This window comes from Streptomyces sp. NPDC029151 (assembly GCF_055564315.1).
This window is the reverse complement of the sequence record NZ_JBVHWQ010000020.1, coordinates 1-20,779: the sequence shown is the minus strand read 5'-3', so window position 1 is coordinate 20,779 and position 20,779 is coordinate 1. Positions and strand designations below refer to the sequence as shown.

Genomic DNA, 20,779 nt, shown 5'->3' with positions numbered 1-20,779 from the left:
GGAAGGTACCTTGCGTCGACTCTCCCCCAAACCCCACCCCCCCCCCCCCAGGCGCCCCAACGCTGGGGGGGGGGGGGGGGGGGGTTTTTGCCCCCCCCCCCCCCCCCCCCCCCCCCCCCCCGCACCGGCCCTGCCGCGGCCGTGCCCCGACATGACCTCGGCGCGCACACCGTCCGCTCCGACTCCCCCGCCGGCTCCGCCGCGATCCGCACATGCAACGCCGACAGCGTCCCCTCCCCATCCACCGCAAGAAGCCGACGCACCACCACACCCCGCGCCAACGCCCCCCGGCCCGCACAACCGCCAGGCCCACCAGCCGAAACCCCCCGAACCGCCATACGGCCCAGCCCACCCGAACAGCGAAACCCCACACAGGAACAGCGAAACCCATGACAGCCAACACCCAACCTGTCAGCCGCCCCACGACAGCCGCTTAGTCACCCCATGACAACGACCACAGCCCCGCCCCACACCCACTACCAGGGCATCCACACCACGAACCCGCTGACACCCACCCACCCACTCACAGGCACAGACAGCTCACGGCCGGCCGAGCACACCACTGCACGAACGCGCCATGGTCGGCCCGCCGGGTGGGAACACCGACGGACGACTAGACGGCACGTCTGGTCGCTGCTGACAGCACTCCGGTCATGAGTCCGACCGGCAAGCGTCCTCCAGCAGACTCTGTGGCCGGCCGTCGGCACGAACCCGGCTGGGCCGGGTGCGCCTGCGCGCCGCATCCAGGCGGGCGACTCGGGCCTTTCCTGCTCGGCAGGGTCGTGCGGCGGCTAGCCGACGCTGTTCTCGTCCCGTCCTCGGCGCTACGATCGCGCCACAGCGCGGACCGGTCGTACAGGCAGATCGAATCGGGGCGGTCATGGAGGCTCTGGGCACGACGAGCACCCACGGCACATCGGCCCCTACACGCTGCGGGCGCGGCTGGGGCAGGGAGGGATGGGCCGGGTCTTTCTGGGCCGGTCGCCGTCCGGCCGGGCGGTGGCGGTCAAGGTGGTCCACGAGCACCTTGCGCGGCAGACGGACTTCCGGCGACGCTTCGCCCAAGAGGCCGCCTCGATCCGGGCGGTGAGTGGCGCGTTCACCGCGCCGCTGGTGGGTGCTGGGCCGGAGGACGACGCGCCGTGGCTGGCGACCGTGTACGTACCAGGTCCGAGTCTGGCCGAGGCGGTGGCCGAGGCCGGACCGTTCCCGCTGGAGTCGCTGTGGCCGCTGGCCGCCGGACTCGCTGAGGGTCTGCAGGACATCCACGCCGCCCGGGTGGTGCACCGCGATCTGAAGCCGGCCAACGTGCTGCTGGCCGCCGACGGCCCACGAGTGATCGACTTCGGTATCGCCCGCGCCCTCGATCACGCATCCCTGACCCCGACAGCGTGGTCATCGGCACCCCTGGTTTCATGTCGCCCGAGCAGATCGGCGTCGACGAACTCGGTCTCAGCGGCGACGTGTTCACGCTGGGCCTCATCCTCGCCTTCGCCGCCACCGGACAGAGCCCGTTCGGCGGAGGCCCGCCGCTGGCCATGCTGCACCGCATCCTCCACGACAACGCGCGGCTCGACGACGTGCCCGCGCCGCTCCGCGGCCTGGTCGCCGCCTGCCTGGCCAAGGAACCCGACGATCGGCCCACCCGGCACGAGGTCCTGAGAGCCGTCACCGCGTCCTGGCACCCGCTCGAACAGTGGCCGAGCGGCACCCCGTGGGCCGCCCTCGTGACCGAGCTGCTCCCGCGTCACCGTCTCCCCGACCCGGGTCCCCAGTCGCCCTGCGAGCCCCCGCCGACCCGTGAGGAGCTGACTCTTCGCTACACCCGGATCCGGCAGAACGAACGCGATCTGGATCCGAGGGCTGCGGCGCGGCGGATGGATCAGCTGGCGGTCGATCAGGGGCGGTTCCTCGGTCCTGACCATCCCGACACCCTCCAGAGCCGCCACATGCACGCCTTCTACCTCGACACCGCCGGGCACCGCGCGCAGGCGGCGGGGCTGATGGCCGGAGTGCTCGCCGCTCCGAAAGCGGATCCTCGGACCCGACCACGAGGAGACTCGTCGAAGCGGACAGCTGCACGCGCTCTTCCTCGGCAAGGGAGGCCATTATGCCGAGGCGGCCCTGCTGTTGGCGCAGAACGCACTGGACCGGGCGCGGGTCCTCGGCCCCGACCACAGATCCACCCTCTGGAGCCGGCACCTGCACGCTGATTTCGTCCACGCCGCCGGGGACCACGCGCAAGCGAGGCTGCTGATGGCCGGCGTAGTCGCGGACCTGGCACGGGTCCTCGGCCCCGACCACTCCGCCACCCGTTCCAGCAGACACGTGCTCGAAATCTATCTCCCCGTCAGCCAGCCCACCACCCCGGTCAGTAGCCCTCCTGAATTCGCCCGCACAGGTCGATCGCTGTCAGGGACAGCTCAAGCCACGCCTGGTTGATGGTGAGGTGACGGGGGGAAGCGGTCGATTACGGAAGCGCCGTGCCGATCCGGTGTAGGGACCGGCGAGTGGTGCTGATTCAGCGCCGTAGTGCGTCTTCGAGCCGCACCAGCTCCGCCTCGCTCAGATCGAGTTCCGCCGCTTTGGCCGAGTCCTGGATCGAGGCCGGGCGGCTGGCTCCGGGCAACGGGATCACGGCCGGGGAGCGGGCGAGCAGCCAGGCCAGGGCGACCATTTGCGCGCTGACACCGCGCTCGGCCGCTATGTGGTGGAAGGCGGTGCCGGCGGAGGTCGGGCCCGATGGTCCGTCGAGGGAGCTGCGCCGGATGCCGCCCAACGGGCTCCAGGGCAGGAAGGCCAGCCCCAGGTCCGTGCTCAACCGCAGCTCGGGATCGCTGTCGCGGACGGCCGGGGAGAGCTGGTTCTGCACGGAGACGAGCCCGTCACCGAGGATGGCGTGGGCTTCGCGGATCTGGCCGGTGGACACGTTGGAGATTCCGGCGGCGCGGATGGTGCCGGCGTCGAGCAGGTCGCGCAGCGCGCCGACGGACTCCGCCCAGGGCACGGTCGGGTCCGGCTTGTGCAGTTGGTACAGGCCGATGGCTTCGACGCCCAGGCGCTTGGCGGATGCTTCGGCGGCCTGCTTGAGGTGGGTCGGGGTGCCGTTGACGCTCCAACTGCCGTCGCCGGGGCGGCCGCGGCCGCCCTTGGTGGCGACCAGGACGTCGGAGGTGCCGCCGCCGTAACGGGCGAGGGCGCGGGCGATGAGGAGTTCGTTGTGGCCGGTCTCGCCGGCGTGCCAGTGGTAGCTGTCGGCGGTGTCGATGATGGTGATCCCGGCGTCCAGGGCGGCGTGGATGGTTGCGATCGCCTGCTCCTCGTCCGGGCGGTGCTCGATGGACAGCGGCATCGCGCCCAGGCCGACGGCGCTGACGGGGACGTTTCCGATAGTGCGGTAGCGCATGGTGGGTGAGGTTCCTCAGCCGGTGGCGGTGGCGGATGCGTGGAGGGCTTCTGCGACGGCACCGGGGAACCAGTCGGTGACGTGGGAGAAGGAGAAGCCGAGGTCCTTCGCGCGGGCGTTGCTCATGGCGTAGTGGCGGTCGTAGGAGAACGGAGAGGCCGGCTCGCCCGCTCCGACGCGGCGGTACACCGGCTCCCGGCCCACCCGGGCAGCGATGACAGCACTCAGGTCGTAGGCGGTGAGCGGGCCGTCGGAGCAGGCGTTGACCGGACCCGTGAGGTCGCCGACACCGGCCGCCCACAGCAGCATGTCCGCCAGTTCCTCATGGTGGATGAAGACCGTGGGAAGCGCCCCGGTGTGCACGGTGATCTCCGTTCCCTTGGTGACGTGCTCGACGTAGTGGGCCAGCCTGCCGGTGAACTCCTGGGCGCCGCCGCCGAGTACGTGGGCGCTGCGCACCGCGGCGAAATCGCACCCGAGGCGCTGCGCGAAGACGGCCTCCGCCTGGCGCTTGCCCTCGGCGTAGTGTGCCTTGAGGTACGCCGCGTCGTGCCAGGGCAGATCCGTGCGCACCAGCCATGTGGCCGGGTCGACGACCTTCTCCGTCACGAGGGCCCCGGGCGGGAGCGCGGGCAGTGCGGCGGTCGCCGGGTCGTAGACCTCGATCGTGGACGTCATGACGTATCGCCGGGTGCGGTCGCCGAAGGTCCGGGCGGCGAGCGCGGCCTGCACGGGGGTGTAGCAGACCTGGTCGAGGACCACGTCGAAGGCGCGGGAGCCGAGCGCGGCGGTGAGGGCGGACGCGTCGTCGCGATCGACGGCGAGGTGCTCCACATCCGCCGACGGCGGTACGGAACCGCGGTTGACCACAGTGACCTGGTGGCCGGCCGCCCGCAGGCGCTGGACCAGGAGTTTGCCGACGTACCGGCTTCCGCCGATCACACAGATTCTTTGCATGCCCTCATCCTGGGCGCCTACAGTCATCAGCAGAAGTGACCAGATACTGGAAACGTATTAAGGAAGACTGTTGATCGACGTTCAGCGGCTCCGTGTCCTGCGGACCGTGGCGGAGCACGGCAGCTTCAACCGAGCGGCGGCGGCCCTCCGCCTCACGCCCTCGGCCGTGTCCCAGCACGTCGCCGCGCTGGAGCGCAGTCTCGGTGCCCAGGTCGTGACGCGCAGCACCCGCGGGATCACGCTCACTCCGGCCGGCCGGATCATGGTCGGGGCCGCCGAGTCGGTCGCCGCGGAACTCGAACACGCCAAGCGGCAAATCGACCGGCTCGGCAGCGGGCTCACCCGGCTCACCCTGGCCACCTTCACCAGCGGCGGCCGGGTCCTGCTGCCCGGCGCACTCGCCCGGCTCGGCACTGCCCACCCCGACCTCGTGGTCCATGTCCGGGAGGGCGAGCCCGAAGACAGCCTGGCGCTGGTCCGCCAGGGCGCCGTGGACCTCGCACTCGCCTACCACTTCGACGGCCCGCTGCCCGGTCAGCCGGGCCCGGGCGCCGGCCTGGAATGGACAGCGCTCCTGGACGACCCCCTGCACGTCGTCCTGCCCGAGGCACACCCCCTGGCCGGCCGCGAGGCGCTCGGCATCGCCGAACTGGCGGCCGAGCCCTGGGTACTTGGCTGCCTGAAGACCGAAGCCTACCTGCGCCGCTACGCCGAACGTGCGGGCTTCGACCCGCAGGTGCGCGGGACGACGACCGACTACTTCTTCGCCCGCTCGCTGGTCGCCGCGGGCATGGGGATCTCACTGATCCCTTCCGTCGCGCTGACCCCGAAAATAGACGGCCTGTGCACCGTCCCGATCGAGCCGCCGACACCGACCCGGTACATCGGCGTTGCCACGATCTCCCGCCGAAACCACCCCCAGGCCGCGACGTTGATACAAGCCCTCAAGGAGCAGGTAGCAGCGCTGCACGACGCCTGACCCCCGCGCCACGAACCGGCCTCATTCACCCGTACGCCGTTGGGGACGTTCATGCGTACGCCGACAGTCATACGCCAGTGGTGCCGTCGACGCGCTCCCGGGCCAGGCCGGCGTGACCGTTGTGGCGGGCGTACTCCTCGATCATGTGAACGAGGATCCCGCGGAGGTCGACGTCCTGCTGTATGAAGCCACCTGCGTCGGTCAGAGCACGGTCGGCGCAGCTCGCGGGCGCGGGCGATCTCCGCCTCCCAGGTGGCGAGGGCGTCGTGGAGTGTGGCGCCCCCGGCAGCGGTGAATGTGAAGCCCGACGGTGGCACGGACGCGACGGCGGCCTGCCCGTCGTCCAGGCCCTCGCACTTCATGGCGAGGGTGAAGCGGTGAGGCGGTAAAGGACGTTTGATGGCGCTCATCGGTCGATGGTCTCCAGCGGCTGAAGACGTCGACAGGCAGGGCTTCCGGCAGGGCGAACGTTGCCTGATGCGGCATTAGTGAGGGGCACTCGATGCGGGCGTGGGTGAGTGGCCTTGGGGTGAGGGTGTCACGGCTGGTCCCCGAGTCCGGGCCGCAGCACCCGCCGGGCAGTCTGCTGCCGTCTGTGAACGTCAGTCGTGGTGCCCGTCGCGGTGGTCAGCACCGTGCCGCCAGCCGTCGCCGTGGTGGTAGTGGTTGCCCCGTAACACCTCGCCGATGAACCGGCCGCGGTGGTTGCGCAGGGTCGCGGTGCCGATGCGTCCACTCCGATCCGACGGTACGCACCGCGGTGCCAGAGTTCGCGACTTCGTCCGCACCACGCATGGCCCTTACGCATGGTCGGGGCTCCCCCGATGCCCCGACCACGTCCGGCTCGGCGATGTCAGGAGCCGGAAGGTGCCGGCCGCCGCCCTGGTACGGGCGCCGGCTGGTACCGGGAGGTGGTCATGTGCCGGTCTGCACGATGTCAGAACACGGGTCGGTCACGTTCGGCTCGTCACGGCAGACGCGCAGGTGGATCACGCGGCCCTCGACGAGGTCGCGGTCCACCGTGTAGCTGTACGGGTAGTCGACGGGCGCCCCGTAAGTCGTCCAGGAGTCGGCGATCCCCTTGTAGTTCCACTGCGCGTAAACGCGCAGATCGTCATCACGGTTGTGCCAGATCTCGAAGTTGTCGCTGTGGCCTCGTACGAGACGCCGGCCTCGTTGGGGAACTTGTTGTTGAGCTGGGTCCAGTTCTGTACCGGGTAGGCGGCGGCCGGGGCGGTGGCCAGGCCGACGAGCACGGCACCACTGAACACTGTGCCTGCCAGCGCCCTCACCATCATCTTGCTGATCAATCAACCCTCCAGTTCCGAGTTGAGGGCTCCCGCTGATGTGTCCCGCAGAAGCCGCTGCAAAGAAGCCTGCCGCCCACCGGATACGGTCACGAGGCCTTTCACGTGTAGCCAAAAGGGTCTGGACGCATGAGCATCGTGTTCATGTTGCGCATCCACTTCACCGACGCCGACCTGCGTAAGATCACTCTCGCTCCGGTGCCCAACGCGTTACTGGAAGCAGCGCTCAGCGTGCGCTTCTTACGCACGGGACCGACCGGCACGATCCGGCCGCGTCCCGGACTCACGCAATGGCGCAGGACGATCGTCACCAGTCTGGTTCCCCGGGCCGGGGTGCTTCTGGACCTGGATCCACGCCAGGGTGGCTCACTCGACTTCTTCTTCCAGCTGTCAACGCCCGCATTGCAGGACGGTGTCGCACTCGCCGCAGCCACACCGGTCGACGTGCTGGCGGCCGAGATCGCCCATCTGGACAGCCGAGCCCGTGAAAAAGCACAGTTGCGCGAGCTTGCCGACGGCACTGCCAAGGGCCGGGGAATTCTGGCACACGACACCCGCCGCTACTTCGACTCCACCCTGGCCGCGCTGTGGCCACAGATACAATCCGCCGGCGTCGCCGACCGTGCTTTGCGCGCCGAGACACTCTTGCGCGGCGGCGTCGACGCGCTCCTCGCCACCCTCGTCCCCGGCTGGCACTGGCAATCCCCGACCTGGCACGTCAGCTCACGGTGTGATCCCACTGACGTGCACCTGGGCGGCCACGGCCTGATTCTCATCCCCTCCTACTTCGCCCAGGACCCGATGTACGGCCGCGTCCCCGGAGAGCCCTGGACCCTGACCTATCCCCTGCGTTCCGAGGAGCACCCCACGCATGCCTCCGACACCCTCGGTCCGCTACTGGGACGTACCCGGGCCGCCGTCCTGGCCAGCCTGCGCCACCCGGCCACCACCACCGAGACAGCCGACCGAGTCGGCATCTCCCTGCCCTCAGCCAGCCAGCACACCACCGTCCTGCGCAACGCCGGGCTCATCACCACCACACGTACCGGTACCGCCGTCCTCCACACGCTCACCCCCCTCGGAACAGCTCTCCTGGACCAGGACGCCACCGCCTGACAACGGCTGACACCGTGCAACATGTACACGGCTTCGTCGCCGACATCCTCGGCAAGGCACGCTCGTGCGCAGCCGGTCGGCCGCGTACCCCACGTCCTCCAACCGACGCCGTCGTCGATCCTGTGGGGTGGCAGGGCTCCAGTCCGTACGCACTGGCCGCGTACTCCGAGCAGATCACCGGCTCACGCCGTGGGGGCTTCTGGTGGGACTGATCCGTCCCATGCCCGCGTCGGTTCTGCCGGCCGCCGACTGACCAGCTCGGAGCGATGGTCGGCCTGTGCCCGCGTACTCGCTGTAGACCTCACGCGGCACACCCATACGGGGCCACTGTTCGCCGCCTTGAGCCCGGCGCCCGTGGCACCCGCCACCAGATCCAGGCTGGACTCTCCCATGAGGGCATGGAGCAGTAGACGCAAAGTGCAGGAAGTGTGTTCTCAGAGTCAACTCGCCGGCCCGGTCAGCTGGAATTCTCATGGGGCCGAAGGTGGCCACCGAGTTCCAGCGTCTATCTGGTCTGCGAGGAGAGATATGCCTACCATCCGTCGTTTCGCGCAAGCTGCGACCGCCGTCTCAGCACTGTGCCTGACGAGTGCCCTGCTGACGGCCAGCCCGGCGTCGGCTTCCACCGGGTTCCAGATCCAGAACAAGGCGACGGGGCTGTGCCTTGCCGGTACCGTCGACAGCACGAGTGCGATCCATGACGTGTACGAGGCTCCTTGCGGCACGAGGTAGACGCAGTACTGGGCGAACAGTCACAACACGTTCATCATGACCGCAGGTGGGCTGCTCAGCCTCTGCCTGAGCGCGGACAGCTACGGTGATGTCTTCACCACCGGATGCTCCAACAGCGCCTACGGACAGAATTGGAAGGTCGCCTCGCTCTCGGGCTCCTACACCAACTTCTACAACGAGACCAAGGGCTGCTACCTGCAGGCGATATCCGGTCAGGCTGCCTGCATGCCCGGTTGGTCCGGGGATTCGAAGCAGTTCCGCGTGTACTGGGGATAACAGCCCGAGAGAAATCCCGCTCCCAGTTTCACAGGTCTGTGGCCCGCAGGTTCCGCTCCTGCGGGCCACAGCCGTTGCCTGGCGCGGAACCAGCGCCGGACCGCGCAAGCGAGTCAGGCTGGACGAATGCCCTAGATGCCGCCATGAGCTGCCTGCGCGCGCTGCCTGTGCTCCCTGGGGGTCATGCCGTAGACCTCACGGAAGGCTCGGGAGAACTGAGAAGGCTGCGAAATACCACAGCGTGCGGCGATGACGTGGACGGGAAGGTTGTCGAGGAGGGGATCTGCCAGTTCGGCGTGTGCTTTTCGCAGCCGTTGCCCACGGATCCATGCTGCCAGGGTTTCGCCTTCCCCGTGCTGGGTGAAGAGCCGGTGCAGGTAGCTGACAGAGATGTGGTGGGCCTCGGCGATGAGGGCCGGGCTCAGGGCCGGGTCCTCGAGGTGTCGATGCACGAAGGCCCGTACGTTGTGGACAAGGACGTGCTGCCGGGAGTCGTGGGGCAAGGCGGTGAAGGCATCGATTTCGTGTGCGAGCCACGCGGCTGTCAAGTCGAGCACGGCTGCTCCCAAGCGCGGTGCTTGGGACGACCTGAGCGCGGCGGCCTGACGGTCGAGGCCGATCAGGAAGTCGGCGAGAAGACGGCACAGGCCCTGGTTTCGTAAGAACCCCCGGCCCAAAAGAGCCCTCAGCCGCTGAGGGGAAAGGGGCAGGGCGGTGGCGGGAATGTCGACGCCTATCGCCTCGACCTGGTCCTCCCCTCCGCCGTCAGCGGTGGGGGAGACGAAAGCCCTCACGTCGTAAGGAGTCCAGCTGGTGACGAGGTGGATCTCCCCTGGTCCGAAGGTCACCCGATCCACACCACGGGTCAACTCAAGGCCGCCGGCGAGCAGCAGCGTCATGTGGTACGCCTCCGGATCCGTCCGGCGGACCATGCCGGAGGTACGGCGGAACCATGTCGGCGAGAAGGACGAGCGCAGGACAGTGACAGGCCCCAACTCCAGCCGCCTGGCCCGACCAGAGAAGTCGCGTTCGTGCGGGCTGGTCATCTCGCAGTTGCGGCTGCGTCCCACCAGCTCTCGCCAGAGGCCGAACCGCTCCTCCGCCAAGACGTTCTCACTGTCGAACGTGACCCCGATATCCAACTCCGCCCCCCCGGTCCACGGCGGCCTGCCGCCCGTGGAAACCGTCCGGACGGCTGACCTGTGCCAGCGTAACCTCAGCAAGTGCACCCGCACTTGCGGAATGGGACCTGGGGCAGGCTTCGCTGGTGACGGATGGCCGACTAGGTTACTTCCCCCATGGCGCGGTTGTCGCCGTCGCGGGGGTGGGTGCAGGGGTCGCCCCGGTTGTCAACGTCCAGGCACAGGCCGGTCTGCCGGTTGACGAGCTGCATAGCGTATGCCTTCGGGTGTGTCAGAGGTCGGCTGCACAACCGACCGAGGTGACAGTGGCCCCAGAGGACCTTGACGCGTCGGCGTGCGAGGGTGAGGACGGCTTGTGTATGCCGCTTGCCCTCGGCTCGTTTGCGGTCGACTTCGGGTGACAGGCCCAGTCCCCCAGCTTGAAGCATGAGGCGATCATCCCAGCGGACGGCCCGAGAGAGAGCAGTGCGTGACCGGACCACGTGAAGTGGATCAGAGCCCGAGAACGGGCAGCAGACGTTCACCTCTTCGGGAGGCACCTGGCGCGTCGAGGATTCCACCAGTGATGCTTCACGCCGTGGCCGTGTCCGCCCCGCAGCGGATGAAATACGTTGGCCGGTCCGTGGCGAAGCTGCGAAGATGCTCTCCGCTTCTTCGGCGGAGGACGTTTGTTCATTTTCGTGTGTGCTGGGTGCGGCGCCAGGCTGACGGTCCCGCTGTCCCAGGTCGTGCTGCCGGCTCACGCCCATCAGAAGTACGGCAACGGGGTTCAGCTCCCGGTGCTCATGGAGTCGGGCACGTTTGCCGTGGACCCAAACCGCTTGGGGCCGCCATGGCGGAGATGGGATGAGACCGATCCGGAGGAGGTGGCGGCCCGCGACATGCGCGCGCCGAGCTTCTCCTGGTCCGACGGCACCCCTGGCACGGTCGTCATCGCACCGGGAGACACCCGCGGCGCTGTGCTCATCCCGGAGAAGGCCGGCGGCTACTGCTGCGGCCTCGACTGGGGTGAGGGCCCGAACATGGCGTGTGAGGCGTGCGGCCTGCCCGTGGGGAGCCGGATCGACGACTGCTCACTCTGGCAAGCGGTCTGGCTCGCGCCGGACGCCGTGCGCCGCCTCCCGGTCGACAAGGCCGGCCCCAGGACGCTCTCCTGGGCGGAACTGTTGGTGGAGGGCAAGCGGACGCCCCCGTACGAGCCGCTCACCAGATGGGGTTCGTTGCTCGGGTCGGGCCACCGGTGGTCATGGAGCCCGCAGTGGGAGGCGGCTGCCGGCCGGGCGCTCGCCCATCTGCTGGCAGCCTCCAACGGTCAGCCGGTGACCGTCCCGCACGGGCTGACCGCGGAAGTGTTCCAGCGTGCCCTCGACGCCCTCCTGCCTGGAGGCCGGCCGGCGCGGCACGCTGTGCTGGCCGGCCCGGGACTGTCCGGTCCTGACGCGGACGCCGACATACTGCTCGTGCCGATCCATCCGCAGACAGGGGAGACCTGGAGCCCGGCCGGCCGGCCCGCATCGGCCTATCCGGTGCCGCTGCCGTTCGGGGTGTGGATGTGGCTGGCCTTCCCCGAACCGCACCTACGTCTCCCCGCGTCGGGCACCGTGCCCGCGGGCGTTCTCCGCGACGACCCGCCCGCGCCGCGCCCCCATCAACTGTTCCAGGTCGACCAGGGCATCTTCCAGCACACCCTGACCCAGCTGCCTGCCGCGCGCAGCCCGCGGCTGCGCGAGATCCTCGAGAACATCACGCAACACATGCGCTCCGGCCTCTTCTAGCCGACCGGCAGAGGACGCCGGTACTCGCTCTCCGAAACTGCCCCGACCGAACAGTGCGGGACAGCGGTGCCTCCCGAGTTGGTGAACATCTGCTGTTCATTCTCGGGTTCTGGCACGTTCCGTGAAGCGGTCAGGATGAGTGATCAGCGGGTGTTTCGAGTGCTTGGAGGATCTGTCGCACTTCCTGGCGCCACTGATCGGCGTCGGCGCTGTCCACCCAGCCGGTTGCCATCTCTGGTCCGTCTCGGAGAACCCGGTCCAGTGCGAGTCTCGCCGACGCGCGGAGCGAGGCCGGAAGTTCAGGCAGTGGTTGCCTGGGGCCGTCATCGGGGTCAATCACGATGGGGCTGTCCGGGAGGGTGCTGGCGAGGAGAGCGCCGGCAGCAACAGTTTCGGCCCCGTCTCCGCCATCGACGCGCTCTCCCGAGTCGGTGACTCGTTGGAATACCCGCCCCAGCACGTCGATGACCTGCTGGTGAGTAAGTCCCCCAAGTTCATCGACGAAGTCTGCGGCGAGGTCGCTGTCGAACGGGCCGGTTCCCCACGTTCCCACGCATGGCTCCTGATACGGCTGTCTTGGACGAAGGCATGGTTCCAGGAGCCACTGACATCGGTCACGGGGCGGGGAGAACCCGCTTGCGGAGCAGTGTGAAGCCGGCGCGTCCGAACATCTGGCGCTTGAGCATCTTGATCCGGTTGACGTGTCCTTCGACGACTCCGGAGTTCCAGGGCAGGGTCAGGCCGGCGATGACCGCATCGCGGTCTCGGTCGATGCCAGCCGCGAGAGTGTGGAGGCTGGGCAGGTCGTCATGGCGGACGGCGTCGAGCCACTTCGGGAGTCGTTCGCCCTGGCGCTCCGTGAGCATTTGAGCGAAGGACCGGACGTGACCGGTTAGGGCATCGAGTTCAGGGCAGTTGGCCAGGACAGTCTTGAGCCGGACCTGTTCGGTCTCGGTCAGCGTCTCGGGTCGGCTGAGAATCCATCTCGTCATCACGCGGGGTGCCGGCGGTTGCCCGGTGACCGGCCGTGGCGAGGTCCGCTTCTCTCGCAGGTAGGCGCTGACCCGGCCGTAGCTTCCTCGGTAGCCCAAGGGAAGGATCTCTTCCCAGAGCTTCCAGGCGTTGGTGCAGCCCTCGTCCCAGCGTTCGTCCAGGTAGGGCTTGTACTCGTCGAGGACGGAGGTCCTGTTGTGCTGCCACTGGCCACGGAAGAGGTCTTCCGGCCTGGCCGCGTCAGCGAGGTTCGTGACGGTGCGGTGGGTCGTGTTCAGCTGGCGCCCGATGGAACGGCGGCTGTGGCCGGCTTCCAACATGGCGTGGACCGTGGCGTGCCTGGCTCGGATGCGGTTGGCGAATCCCTCGCTCCGCCATGGCGAGTCCGCCTTCTCGTCGGGCGGCGCCGGTGGCTCGGACTTCCCCTCGGACTCGGGGCCCAGGACGCGAAGGCACTGGCGGTGGCGGGCGACAGCACGCTCGGCGGCCTCCCCGAGGTTGTGCCACAAATGCCAGCGGTCGGCGACCTGCGTCGCCTGTGGTGCCCCGGCTGTGGCACCTTCCGCGAAGAACGGCGCGCGGTCCCGGCAGATGATCTCGATCCCGGGCCGCTTCGCCAGCCATGCGGCCAGGCTTGACGCCTCTCGGTCGGGCAGCAGATCCACCGGCCGGCGGGTCTCGACGTCGACGAGCACCGTGCCGTAGACCCGTCCCTTGCGTGTGGCGTAATCATCCACACCAACCACCCGCGGGGCCGGGCCTTCGGGTTCCGGCAATGCATCGAGCAGTCGCAACACCGCGCTGCGGCTGATGGATACCCCGAAGGCCCGTGCCATCCGGGCGCCAGCCGGGCTGGCGAGGGCGAGACCCACCGCGGCGAGAGTCGATCGCAACCGCCCCGTCCACCTGCTGTGCCGCCGGGGCAGTCCCGGCATCTGCTCAGCGAACGTTCGCCGAGCACATGAAGACTCCGGGCAGAAGAACCGCCGGACTCGCAGTTGTAGGACCACTAGACGTCCCCCAGCCGGCACGTCCGCAGGAAAGCGCAGGTAAGAGCTGTGCACCCGGTTCGACTTGCTCCCACAGTCCGGGCATGCCGCCCCGGCCGCCGTACTGCACACGTCGATGCGTATTGCCTCGTGGCTTACGTCCAGCGACAGCACCGACACGTCCGCGATGGACGGTAACAGCATGCCCTCCAAGAGGAGGCGACGTCTTTTCCACGACGCCGCACTGTCGACCACACCAAGGTCGACCATGGCCATCTTCAGGCAACTTCCCGAAGCCTGATCGGAGCACCGACCGTCACTCAGCGTGCGCGCATCACGGAAAGCGAGCCAGAACCCACTCTCGTGGACGAAGCCACCCGCCCGTACGGGCGGCCCTACCGGTAGAGGACGGCTACGCCTCCGTGGTGCGTGCAGGCACCCCGATGATGGGCGGCGTACGAGTACATGCCGTCGTACAGGACGGTGGGTACGGGCGCAGCGGCTCGGCTGGGACAAACTCACCGCCCACAGCAATGGCTGTGCGGGCACATCCTCGGGGGCAAGCCCGCCGCCCAGGACGAGAAACACACGCCACGGCGCAGCCAGGCCGCCAGATGGGCCCTCAACCTCGCCGCCGCCACCAGTACTACCAACTGTCGTCTGAGGCTGGCTGCACGCCGGCGCGAGTCTGCTCCTCGGCAGAGCGGGCATACGGCGGTGTGCCGGTGGAGGAGGACAGCCACCGGCGAACGCATCGCCAAGTGCTGAACCAAGAGGGGTACCCGATGTCGACTGCCGTGCCGGAGAGACCCGCCGAGCCGGGGAGCCCAGCCGGGCTCACCGCCGAACTGCCAGTTGCCGGACCTGGCGAAGGACCCGGAGCCGTCGCCCGGAGCCGTCCCGCGATGCCGCGCGGCATCGGCTGGTCCGTGCGGTGGATCGCGGCGCTGGCCGTCTGTCAGGCCACTTTCATGGTGGGCCTCGGACTGCTGATCACCGGCCCGGCTCGCCACCTGTGGCCGCTCACGGCCGAGGACGGGGTGAACGAGGCCTTCGTGCGCCTGCGCACCGGCACGCTCACCATGCTGTCCTCCGTCGCCTCGCAAGGAGGCAACACCGGGACGGTCATCGGCGTCACCCTGGCGAGCTGCCTGGGGCTGATCCTGATACCGCGGCTGCCGATGTGGCGGCAGGCCGTGTTCCTCGCCGTCGCCGTATCCCTGCAGTCGCTGGTCTTCCTGGTCATCACCTTCGCGGTCGACCGCCACCGCCCTGAGGTGCACCGCCTCGACGGCTCCCTGCCCACGTCCAGTTACACCTCCGGTCACACCGGCGCGGCCACCGCCGTCTACGGCGGCCTGGCGCTGCTGGCGCTGTCCCGGCTTCGCGGCCCGTGGCGGACCGTCGTGGCCTGCCTGCTCTGCGTCCTGCCCCTCCTGGTGGGCCTCGCCCGCCTCTACCGGGGCATGCACCACCCCACCGACGTCATGGGCGGCCTCGTCAACGGAACCCTGTCCCTGCTGATCGCACGGCGCGCACTGCTCGCGGACGGCGCGGTCACCGCTCCCCCAGCCCCCGCGTCCACGCCCACGGCCGGCCCGTCGCGGCCCGTGGCCCCCGGCCGTACCGCCGTGATCTTCAACCCCACGGTCACCGACGAGGCCGGCCGCGACACCCTGCGCCGCGTCCTGGAACACCACGGCCACACCGCACCGGTGTTCGTCGAGACGACCGCAGAGGACCCCGGAGGCGGCCAGACGGCCGGCGCGGTCCGCGACGGCGCGACCCTCGTCGTGGTCTGCGGCGGCGACGGCACCCTCCGCGCCGCCGCCGAATCCCTCGCGGGCACCGACGTACCGCTCGTCCTGGTGCCCTGCGGGACCGGCAACCTCCTGGCCCGCAACCTCGGTCTGCCGCTCGCACCGGCCGACGCCCTCGACGCCGCGCTGCGCGGCACCGCCCACCGCGTCGACCTCGGCCGTATCGAGGGCGACGGCCTGCCCCCCACGCACTTCGCCGCCATGGCCGGCGCCGGCCTCGACGCCGCGACGATGCGGCGGGCCAACGCCAACGACCGCGCCAAGGCCGTCCTCGGCTGGCCCACCTACGTGCTCGCCGTCCTGCGTGAACTGCGCACCCCGCGCACGGGGGTGAGCATCCGTCTCGACGGCGCGCCCGCCCTGCGCCGCACGGCCCGCATGGTGCTGGTCGGCAACATCGGCACCGTCCAGGGCGGAGTGACCCTGCTGCCCGACGCCCGGGCCGACGACGGACGGCTGGACCTGCTGATCCTGGACCCCCGCGGCATCGGCGGCTGGCTGTCCGCGCTGTGGACGCTGCTGCGCGGCGGCACGACGGCGTCACGGGAGGGCGGCGGGAGCGGCGCACCGGTGGAGTTCTTCACCTTCCACCGCGCGGAGTTCACCTTCGACACCGAGCTGCCCCGCGAGCTGGACGGCGATCCGGTGACCGCCGGCCGGCACCTGACCGCCGAGGTGGGGCCGGGCGCCCTGACCATGCTGCTGCCGGCGCGGGAGCAGTGAGATGGGCACCGCGACGAAGGTCCCCGAGACGCGGGACATGGCCGGGGAGGAGCTGTCCGGCGACGAGGCATGGGCGGCCTTGCGCCGCTACGGCGGCTGGTCCCTGCTGCGGGACGCGTTCGTCCGCTTCCGCTACGCCGACGGCTTCACGCACTCCCGCGCCCTCGCCCTGCAGACAGTGCTGTCCGTCATCCCGCTGGCCATCGCCTTCGTCGGCCTGTCGACCGCCCTGCACACCGAGGACATCGGCAGACTGGCCGAACTGACCATCCATCGGATCGCCCAGGGCCCCAGCGCCCACGTGGTCGACGACGCCCTCGCCCGCAGCCGGCGCACGGCGGGTGACGGCGCCGCCCTCGCCCTTTGGTTCGGCGCCGCCTTCTCCCTCGTCAACGTCACCACCGCCATGTGCCAGATCGAGCGGGGCGCCAACCGCATCTACGGCAACGAACGCGACCGCCCCTTCCACCTCAAGTACCTGCGCGGCCTGCTGATGTCCGTCGGCGCGGGGTTCCCGCTCGGCCTCGGGTTCATCGTGATGATCGCCGGCGACGACCTCGCCTCGGCGGCGGTCGACGTCTACCACCTGCACGACAGCACCCGAGCCGCCTGGGACATCCTGCGCTGGCCCTTCGGGCTGCTGCTCGCGCTCCTGTCCGCCAGCGTCATCTTCCGCCGGTCTCCGCGCCGCAAGCAGCCCGGCTACACCTGGCTCGCCTTCGGCGCGGCCGTCTACCTGGTGCTGTGGATGACACTGACCTGGCTGCTCAGCCTCTACCTGGACCTCAGTGGCTCGTTCGACACCGTCTACGGCCCCCTGAGCGCCTTCATGTCCCTGCTGCTGTGGGCCTACCTGACGTCCGTCGCCCTCTTCCTCGGGCTGGCCTTCGCCGCGCAGCTGGAGGCGGCGCGCGGCCGCCGCCCCGCCCCGATCCAAGCCGATCCCGGAGTCTGACATGCACGACCTGACCGCCCTGCGGCTCCTCCGCGACCGCCGAGCACGCCGTGAACGCCGCCGGCAGGCCGACCGCTTGTTCGGCGCGCGGCTGCTGGCCGCCGCCGGCGTCGCCGCGGTGGCCGCCGTCGCGTTCGGACTGCTCCTGACCCTGATCGAGGGCCAGTGGCGGCCTCTGTCGCACCTGGACGCCGTCGCCGCGCAGGACCTGCACCGGTACGCCATGCGCCACCGGGAGTGGACGGCCGCGCTGCACCTGCTCTCCGACCGGATCTGGGACCCCGTGACGCTGCGCACGGCCGTCGCGCTGCTGACCGCGTGGCTGGTGTACCGCCGCGCCTGGCGTCTGGCGGCCTGGGCGGCGGTCACCGCCGTGGCCGGCGGGCTCGTCGGCCTGCTCGTCAAGTCCGTGGTCGGCCGGGCCAGGCCCGTGCTGCAGGACCCGGTGGCGCACGCCCCGGGCTACTCCTTCCCGTCCGGCCACGCGATGACGGCGACGACCTCCTTCGCCATCTTCATGCTGGTCCTGGCACCCCTGCTGCCGCGGGCCTGGCGCATCGCGGGCTGGTGCGTCGCCGTGCTCTGCGTCCTCGGGACCGGCTTCACCCGGGTCGCCCTCGGCGTGCACTGGTTCAGCGACGTCCTGGGCGGCTGGCTGCTGGGGCTGACCATCGTCGCCCTCACCGCCTGGGCCTTCGAGGCCTGGCGCGTCGATGCCGGACGGAGCCGTACCCCGGTGAGCGACGGCCTAGAGCCGGAACTCACCGAAGCCACCCCGGAACCCCGTCCGCGGACCCGCTGAGAAACGTAGGGGAATCCGGCCGCGCATCCTGTTGGCCATGTGCTGCCCGATCGGCATCAGGGGCGCCGCCGGCGGAATCGGTCCAGACGGCGTCCCGGCGGGGTGCTGCCCGAGTGCCCGCTGGATCGTGGTCGGCGACGGTTCGTCGGCGGAACAGGCCGCGGCAGGGCTTGCCCGGCTCCTGACCCTCGTCCTCCGCTCCGGCGGGGCGGCAGCCTGCCCGCCGGCCGTGCGCGCCCCGATCCCCCGCCGCAGCCGCGCCGCCCATCCCGCCCGTCCCTTCCTCTTTCCGCAGGCTCAGTGAGCGACTGGGGCGGGGATGGCTGGGGCCGCTGGCCGCGGCGGACCACGACGGGGCGCTCCTCGCATGAATGGGCAGCATCATCCTCTTCGCCGCGGCTCCGACGGGCCGCCCGGGTACGGCAACGACCCGTGGTGGCCGCGGCAGAAGCACCGCTGCCCGGCCGGGCCGGCGGGCGGGGTGTGCGGTGGAGTGCTCGGTGTCGTACCGTTGTGCGGTCCCTGTGCCGAGGTATCGGTGACAGTGGCCCTGTTCCTTCTGCGCATCGATCTTGAGGTGACTTCTTATCAACCAGGCCGTGTAGTCGTCCGTGTTCCCCACGTGCTGTGTTGCCGCACGTGTCCGGGGGCGGACGTCGCGCTGGCCCGAGTTGCGTCACCCTCCCCCGCAGTTTTCCGTCTTCCCGGGGTGCAGCTCTGCCGTCTGCCCCCGGGTTTCGTGATTTCCGGCCCCGGTGCGGCTGTCGGCAGGGCTCCCCGGTCCCGCATGGATCAGGAGTCCCTCTCTCGTGTCTTCCTCCGCGCTCGGCGACGAGCCGCAGCACACCACCCCCACCACCGCCGAAAGGCCAGACGCAGCCAGCCCGGCGCCAGGGTCGTCGAAGATGGGCTTCGCGGCCCGGATCGCTCTCCTGGTCCTGCTGGCCGCCGAGCTCATGGACATCCTCGACCAGTCGGTCGTACTGACCGCGCTGCCCGCGATCCAGGAGACGACCGGCACCGGACCGGACGCGCTCCAGTGGCTGACCACCGGTTACTCCCTGCCCGTCGCCATCGGGCTGATCACCGGCGGTCGCCTGGGCGACCTCTACGGGCGGCGCAGGCTCCTGCTGATGGGTGCCGTCGTGTTCACCGCGGCCTCATTGCTGTGCGGTCTCGCCGCCGGTTCGGGCGTCCTGATCGGTGCCCGCGCGCTCCAGGGCGTGGGCGTCGCGCTGATGATTCCGCAGATCCTCGCCACCCTCCACGTCACCCTCGAAGGGAAGAACCGCAGCCGGGCCTTCGGCCTGTACGGGGCGGTCCTGTCGATCGCGAACGTCCTGGGGCCGATCATGGGCGGCCTGCTCACCGAGGCCGACCTGTTCGGGCTGTCCTGGCGGCCGATCTTCCTGGTGAACGTGCCCGTCGGTACCGCAGTGATCATCCTGGGACGCCGCTTCATCCCCGAGTCGACCGCGAAGAAGGCCGACCGGCTCGACCTGACCGGCGTGCTGCTGTCCGCACTGGCGATCACCCTGATCGTGTTCCCGCTCTCCGAGGGACACGTGCACCACTGGCCGCTGTGGTGCTTCACCCTGCTCGCCGCCGGCGTCCTGGCGCTGGGGGCCTTCGTCCGCAAGCAGCAGCGCAAGCAGGGCGACGCGCCGTTGCTGCCCCTGCTGCTCTTCAAGGGCCGGCAGTTCTCCGGCGGTACGGCCGCGCAGCTGGTGCACGGTCTGCTGTGCGGGCTGTTCTTCATGACCTGGTCTCTCTACCTCCAACACGGTCTGGGCATGAGCCCCCTCCAGGCGGCCGTCGCCTTTGTGCTGCTCTCCCTCGGTGAGCTGGCCGGTGCGGCGATCGCCGCGAAGAGCGCCGGGCGCCTCGCCCGCCGCCTGCCCCAGACCGGAACCCTGATCACCGTCGCCGCGATGGCCGGCTACGGATTCCAGGTCGCTACGAGCCAGCAGGACCTGACCCTGTGGGGGATGACCGCTCCCGTGGTCCTGGTCGGGTTCGGCCTCGGCATGGTCAGCGGCCCGCTCGCCGACATGACCCTCGCCGAGGTCCCGCACGAGGACGCCGGGGCCGCTTCGGGCCTGTTCAACACCGCCATGCACCTGGGCATCGCCCTGGGCACCGCACTGACCGCCCTGGTGTTCTTCGCCACCACCAACGGCTCTGCCGACCCCGCACTCAACCGCGACGCGTTCCTCACCGTGCTGTGGTGGGTCACCAGCCTCCTCGCCCTGATGTGGGCCCTGATGTTCTGCCTGCCCAAGCGACCGGGCGACCAGACCGACTGAGCCCCCGGGCCCCGGCCGCGACGTCGGCCGGGGCCCCGCTCACCCTTCCTGCTCCTCACCACCGCCTCAGGGTCCCGGAAAGGACGCAGGCCCTGGCCGGCACACCGGGCCCCTACTCCTCGTCCACCGCGACGACCCAGTCGAGGTCGTCTTCGGCGTCGGCCGTCGGCCGCCCACATCCGCAGCCGGTTGTGGGCGCCCTTCCAGGAGCCGAATTGTTCGGGCAGGTCCATCCACGGCGTACCGGTGCGGTACTTGGTCGCGATGGCGTCGATCACCTCCCGGTGATCACGCCACCGCCCACCCCTCTTCGGCGTCCGATCCGGCAACAGCGGCTCGATGCGGGCCCACAGGGCGTCAGTCAACGACACACCGGACCAACGATCGGATGATCTGAAGGAAAGGGCCTAGTAGTGCTTCGTTACCTCGCGTGATCTTGCCTGGTGGTGGGCATCTTCGTGGTGTGAAGCTGGGGGAGGTGGAACGGCTCCGGGGTGAGTT

The 20,779-nt window shown here is 69.9% G+C and carries 15 protein-coding genes and 3 pseudogenes; 10 read left to right on the top strand and 8 right to left on the bottom strand.

Features of this window, described 5'->3' with window-relative positions; genetic code table 11:
- Positions 1-957 precede the first annotated feature (957 nt).
- Positions 958-1,317: pseudogene (locus ACZ4VF_RS37565) on the top strand (protein kinase domain-containing protein); the annotation flags it as partial.
- A 74-nt stretch (positions 1,318-1,391) separates the two neighbouring features.
- The gene (locus tag ACZ4VF_RS37560; protein ID WP_467931689.1) at positions 1,392-2,213 is read left to right on the top strand and encodes a protein kinase domain-containing protein; all 822 of its coding nucleotides are present in this window, start codon (positions 1,392-1,394) and stop codon (positions 2,211-2,213) included.
- A gap of 308 nt (positions 2,214-2,521) precedes the next feature.
- On the opposite strand, the gene ACZ4VF_RS37555 is transcribed toward ACZ4VF_RS37560, so the two are convergent.
- Positions 2,522-3,406 carry an aldo/keto reductase gene (locus ACZ4VF_RS37555; protein ID WP_467931688.1) on the bottom strand — a complete coding sequence of 295 codons (885 nt, stop codon included), beginning with the start codon at positions 3,404-3,406 and terminating at the stop codon, positions 2,522-2,524.
- A gap of 15 nt (positions 3,407-3,421) precedes the next feature.
- A complete protein-coding gene (locus ACZ4VF_RS37550; protein WP_467931686.1) occupies positions 3,422-4,363 on the bottom strand; it encodes an NAD-dependent epimerase/dehydratase family protein in 942 nt (313 codons plus the stop codon).
- A 70-nt stretch (positions 4,364-4,433) separates the two neighbouring features.
- On the opposite strand from ACZ4VF_RS37550, the gene ACZ4VF_RS37545 reads away from it, so the two are divergent.
- Complete coding sequence (locus ACZ4VF_RS37545; protein WP_467931685.1) at positions 4,434-5,342, top strand: LysR family transcriptional regulator; 909 nt, start codon at positions 4,434-4,436, stop codon at positions 5,340-5,342.
- A gap of 67 nt (positions 5,343-5,409) precedes the next feature.
- Here ACZ4VF_RS37545 and ACZ4VF_RS37540 read toward each other — a convergent pair.
- Positions 5,410-5,752, bottom strand: a pseudogene (locus tag ACZ4VF_RS37540) (mycothiol transferase).
- 1,026 nt (positions 5,753-6,778) lie between these two features.
- Between ACZ4VF_RS37540 and ACZ4VF_RS37535 the strand changes: the two are divergent.
- Complete coding sequence (locus ACZ4VF_RS37535) at positions 6,779-7,765, top strand: ArsR/SmtB family transcription factor (RefSeq protein WP_467931684.1); 987 nt, start codon at positions 6,779-6,781, stop codon at positions 7,763-7,765.
- Positions 7,766-8,533: 768 nt separating this feature from the next.
- A complete protein-coding gene (locus ACZ4VF_RS37530; RefSeq protein ID WP_467931682.1) occupies positions 8,534-8,773 on the top strand; it encodes a hypothetical protein in 240 nt (79 codons plus the stop codon).
- Between the two features lie 131 nt (positions 8,774-8,904).
- On the opposite strand, the gene ACZ4VF_RS37525 is transcribed toward ACZ4VF_RS37530, so the two are convergent.
- On the bottom strand, positions 8,905-9,915 hold the full coding sequence (locus ACZ4VF_RS37525) for a helix-turn-helix transcriptional regulator (RefSeq protein WP_467931681.1): 1,011 nt from the start codon (positions 9,913-9,915) through the stop codon (positions 8,905-8,907).
- A gap of 668 nt (positions 9,916-10,583) precedes the next feature.
- Between ACZ4VF_RS37525 and ACZ4VF_RS37520 the strand changes: the two genes are divergently transcribed.
- Positions 10,584-11,690 (top strand): hypothetical protein, encoded by a 1,107-nt coding sequence (locus tag ACZ4VF_RS37520; protein WP_467931709.1) that lies wholly within the window; start codon positions 10,584-10,586, stop codon positions 11,688-11,690.
- A 130-nt stretch (positions 11,691-11,820) separates the two neighbouring features.
- On the opposite strand, the gene ACZ4VF_RS37515 is transcribed toward ACZ4VF_RS37520, so the two are convergent.
- From ACZ4VF_RS37515 to ACZ4VF_RS37505, 3 genes are all read right to left on the bottom strand, one after another.
- A complete protein-coding gene (locus tag ACZ4VF_RS37515; RefSeq protein ID WP_467931680.1) occupies positions 11,821-12,243 on the bottom strand; it encodes a DUF4259 domain-containing protein in 423 nt (140 codons plus the stop codon).
- Positions 12,244-12,304: 61 nt separating this feature from the next.
- A complete protein-coding gene (locus tag ACZ4VF_RS37510; RefSeq protein ID WP_467931707.1) occupies positions 12,305-13,876 on the bottom strand; it encodes an ISL3 family transposase in 1,572 nt (523 codons plus the stop codon).
- A 191-nt stretch (positions 13,877-14,067) separates the two neighbouring features.
- Positions 14,068-14,151 (bottom strand): DUF3761 domain-containing protein, encoded by an 84-nt coding sequence (locus tag ACZ4VF_RS37505; RefSeq protein WP_467931706.1) that lies wholly within the window; start codon positions 14,149-14,151, stop codon positions 14,068-14,070.
- 306 nt (positions 14,152-14,457) lie between these two features.
- Between ACZ4VF_RS37505 and ACZ4VF_RS37500 the strand changes: the two genes are divergently transcribed.
- The 4 genes from ACZ4VF_RS37500 (at position 14,458) to ACZ4VF_RS37485 (ending at position 20,278) form a co-directional block, all read left to right on the top strand.
- The gene (locus tag ACZ4VF_RS37500) at positions 14,458-16,215 is read left to right on the top strand and encodes a bifunctional phosphatase PAP2/diacylglycerol kinase family protein (RefSeq protein ID WP_467931678.1); all 1,758 of its coding nucleotides are present in this window, start codon (positions 14,458-14,460) and stop codon (positions 16,213-16,215) included.
- Between the two features lies 1 nt (position 16,216).
- A complete protein-coding gene (locus tag ACZ4VF_RS37495; RefSeq protein ID WP_467931677.1) occupies positions 16,217-17,170 on the top strand; it encodes a YihY/virulence factor BrkB family protein in 954 nt (317 codons plus the stop codon).
- A gap of 1 nt (position 17,171) precedes the next feature.
- Positions 17,172-17,972, top strand: a complete 801-nt coding sequence (locus ACZ4VF_RS37490; RefSeq protein ID WP_467931675.1) for a phosphatase PAP2 family protein — start codon at positions 17,172-17,174, stop codon at positions 17,970-17,972.
- Positions 17,973-18,781: 809 nt separating this feature from the next.
- Complete coding sequence (locus ACZ4VF_RS37485) at positions 18,782-20,278, top strand: MFS transporter (protein ID WP_467931673.1); 1,497 nt, start codon at positions 18,782-18,784, stop codon at positions 20,276-20,278.
- Between the two features lie 173 nt (positions 20,279-20,451).
- Here ACZ4VF_RS37485 and ACZ4VF_RS37480 read toward each other — a convergent pair.
- A pseudogene (locus tag ACZ4VF_RS37480) lies at positions 20,452-20,649 on the bottom strand (transposase); the annotation flags it as partial.
- Positions 20,650-20,779 lie beyond the last annotated feature (130 nt).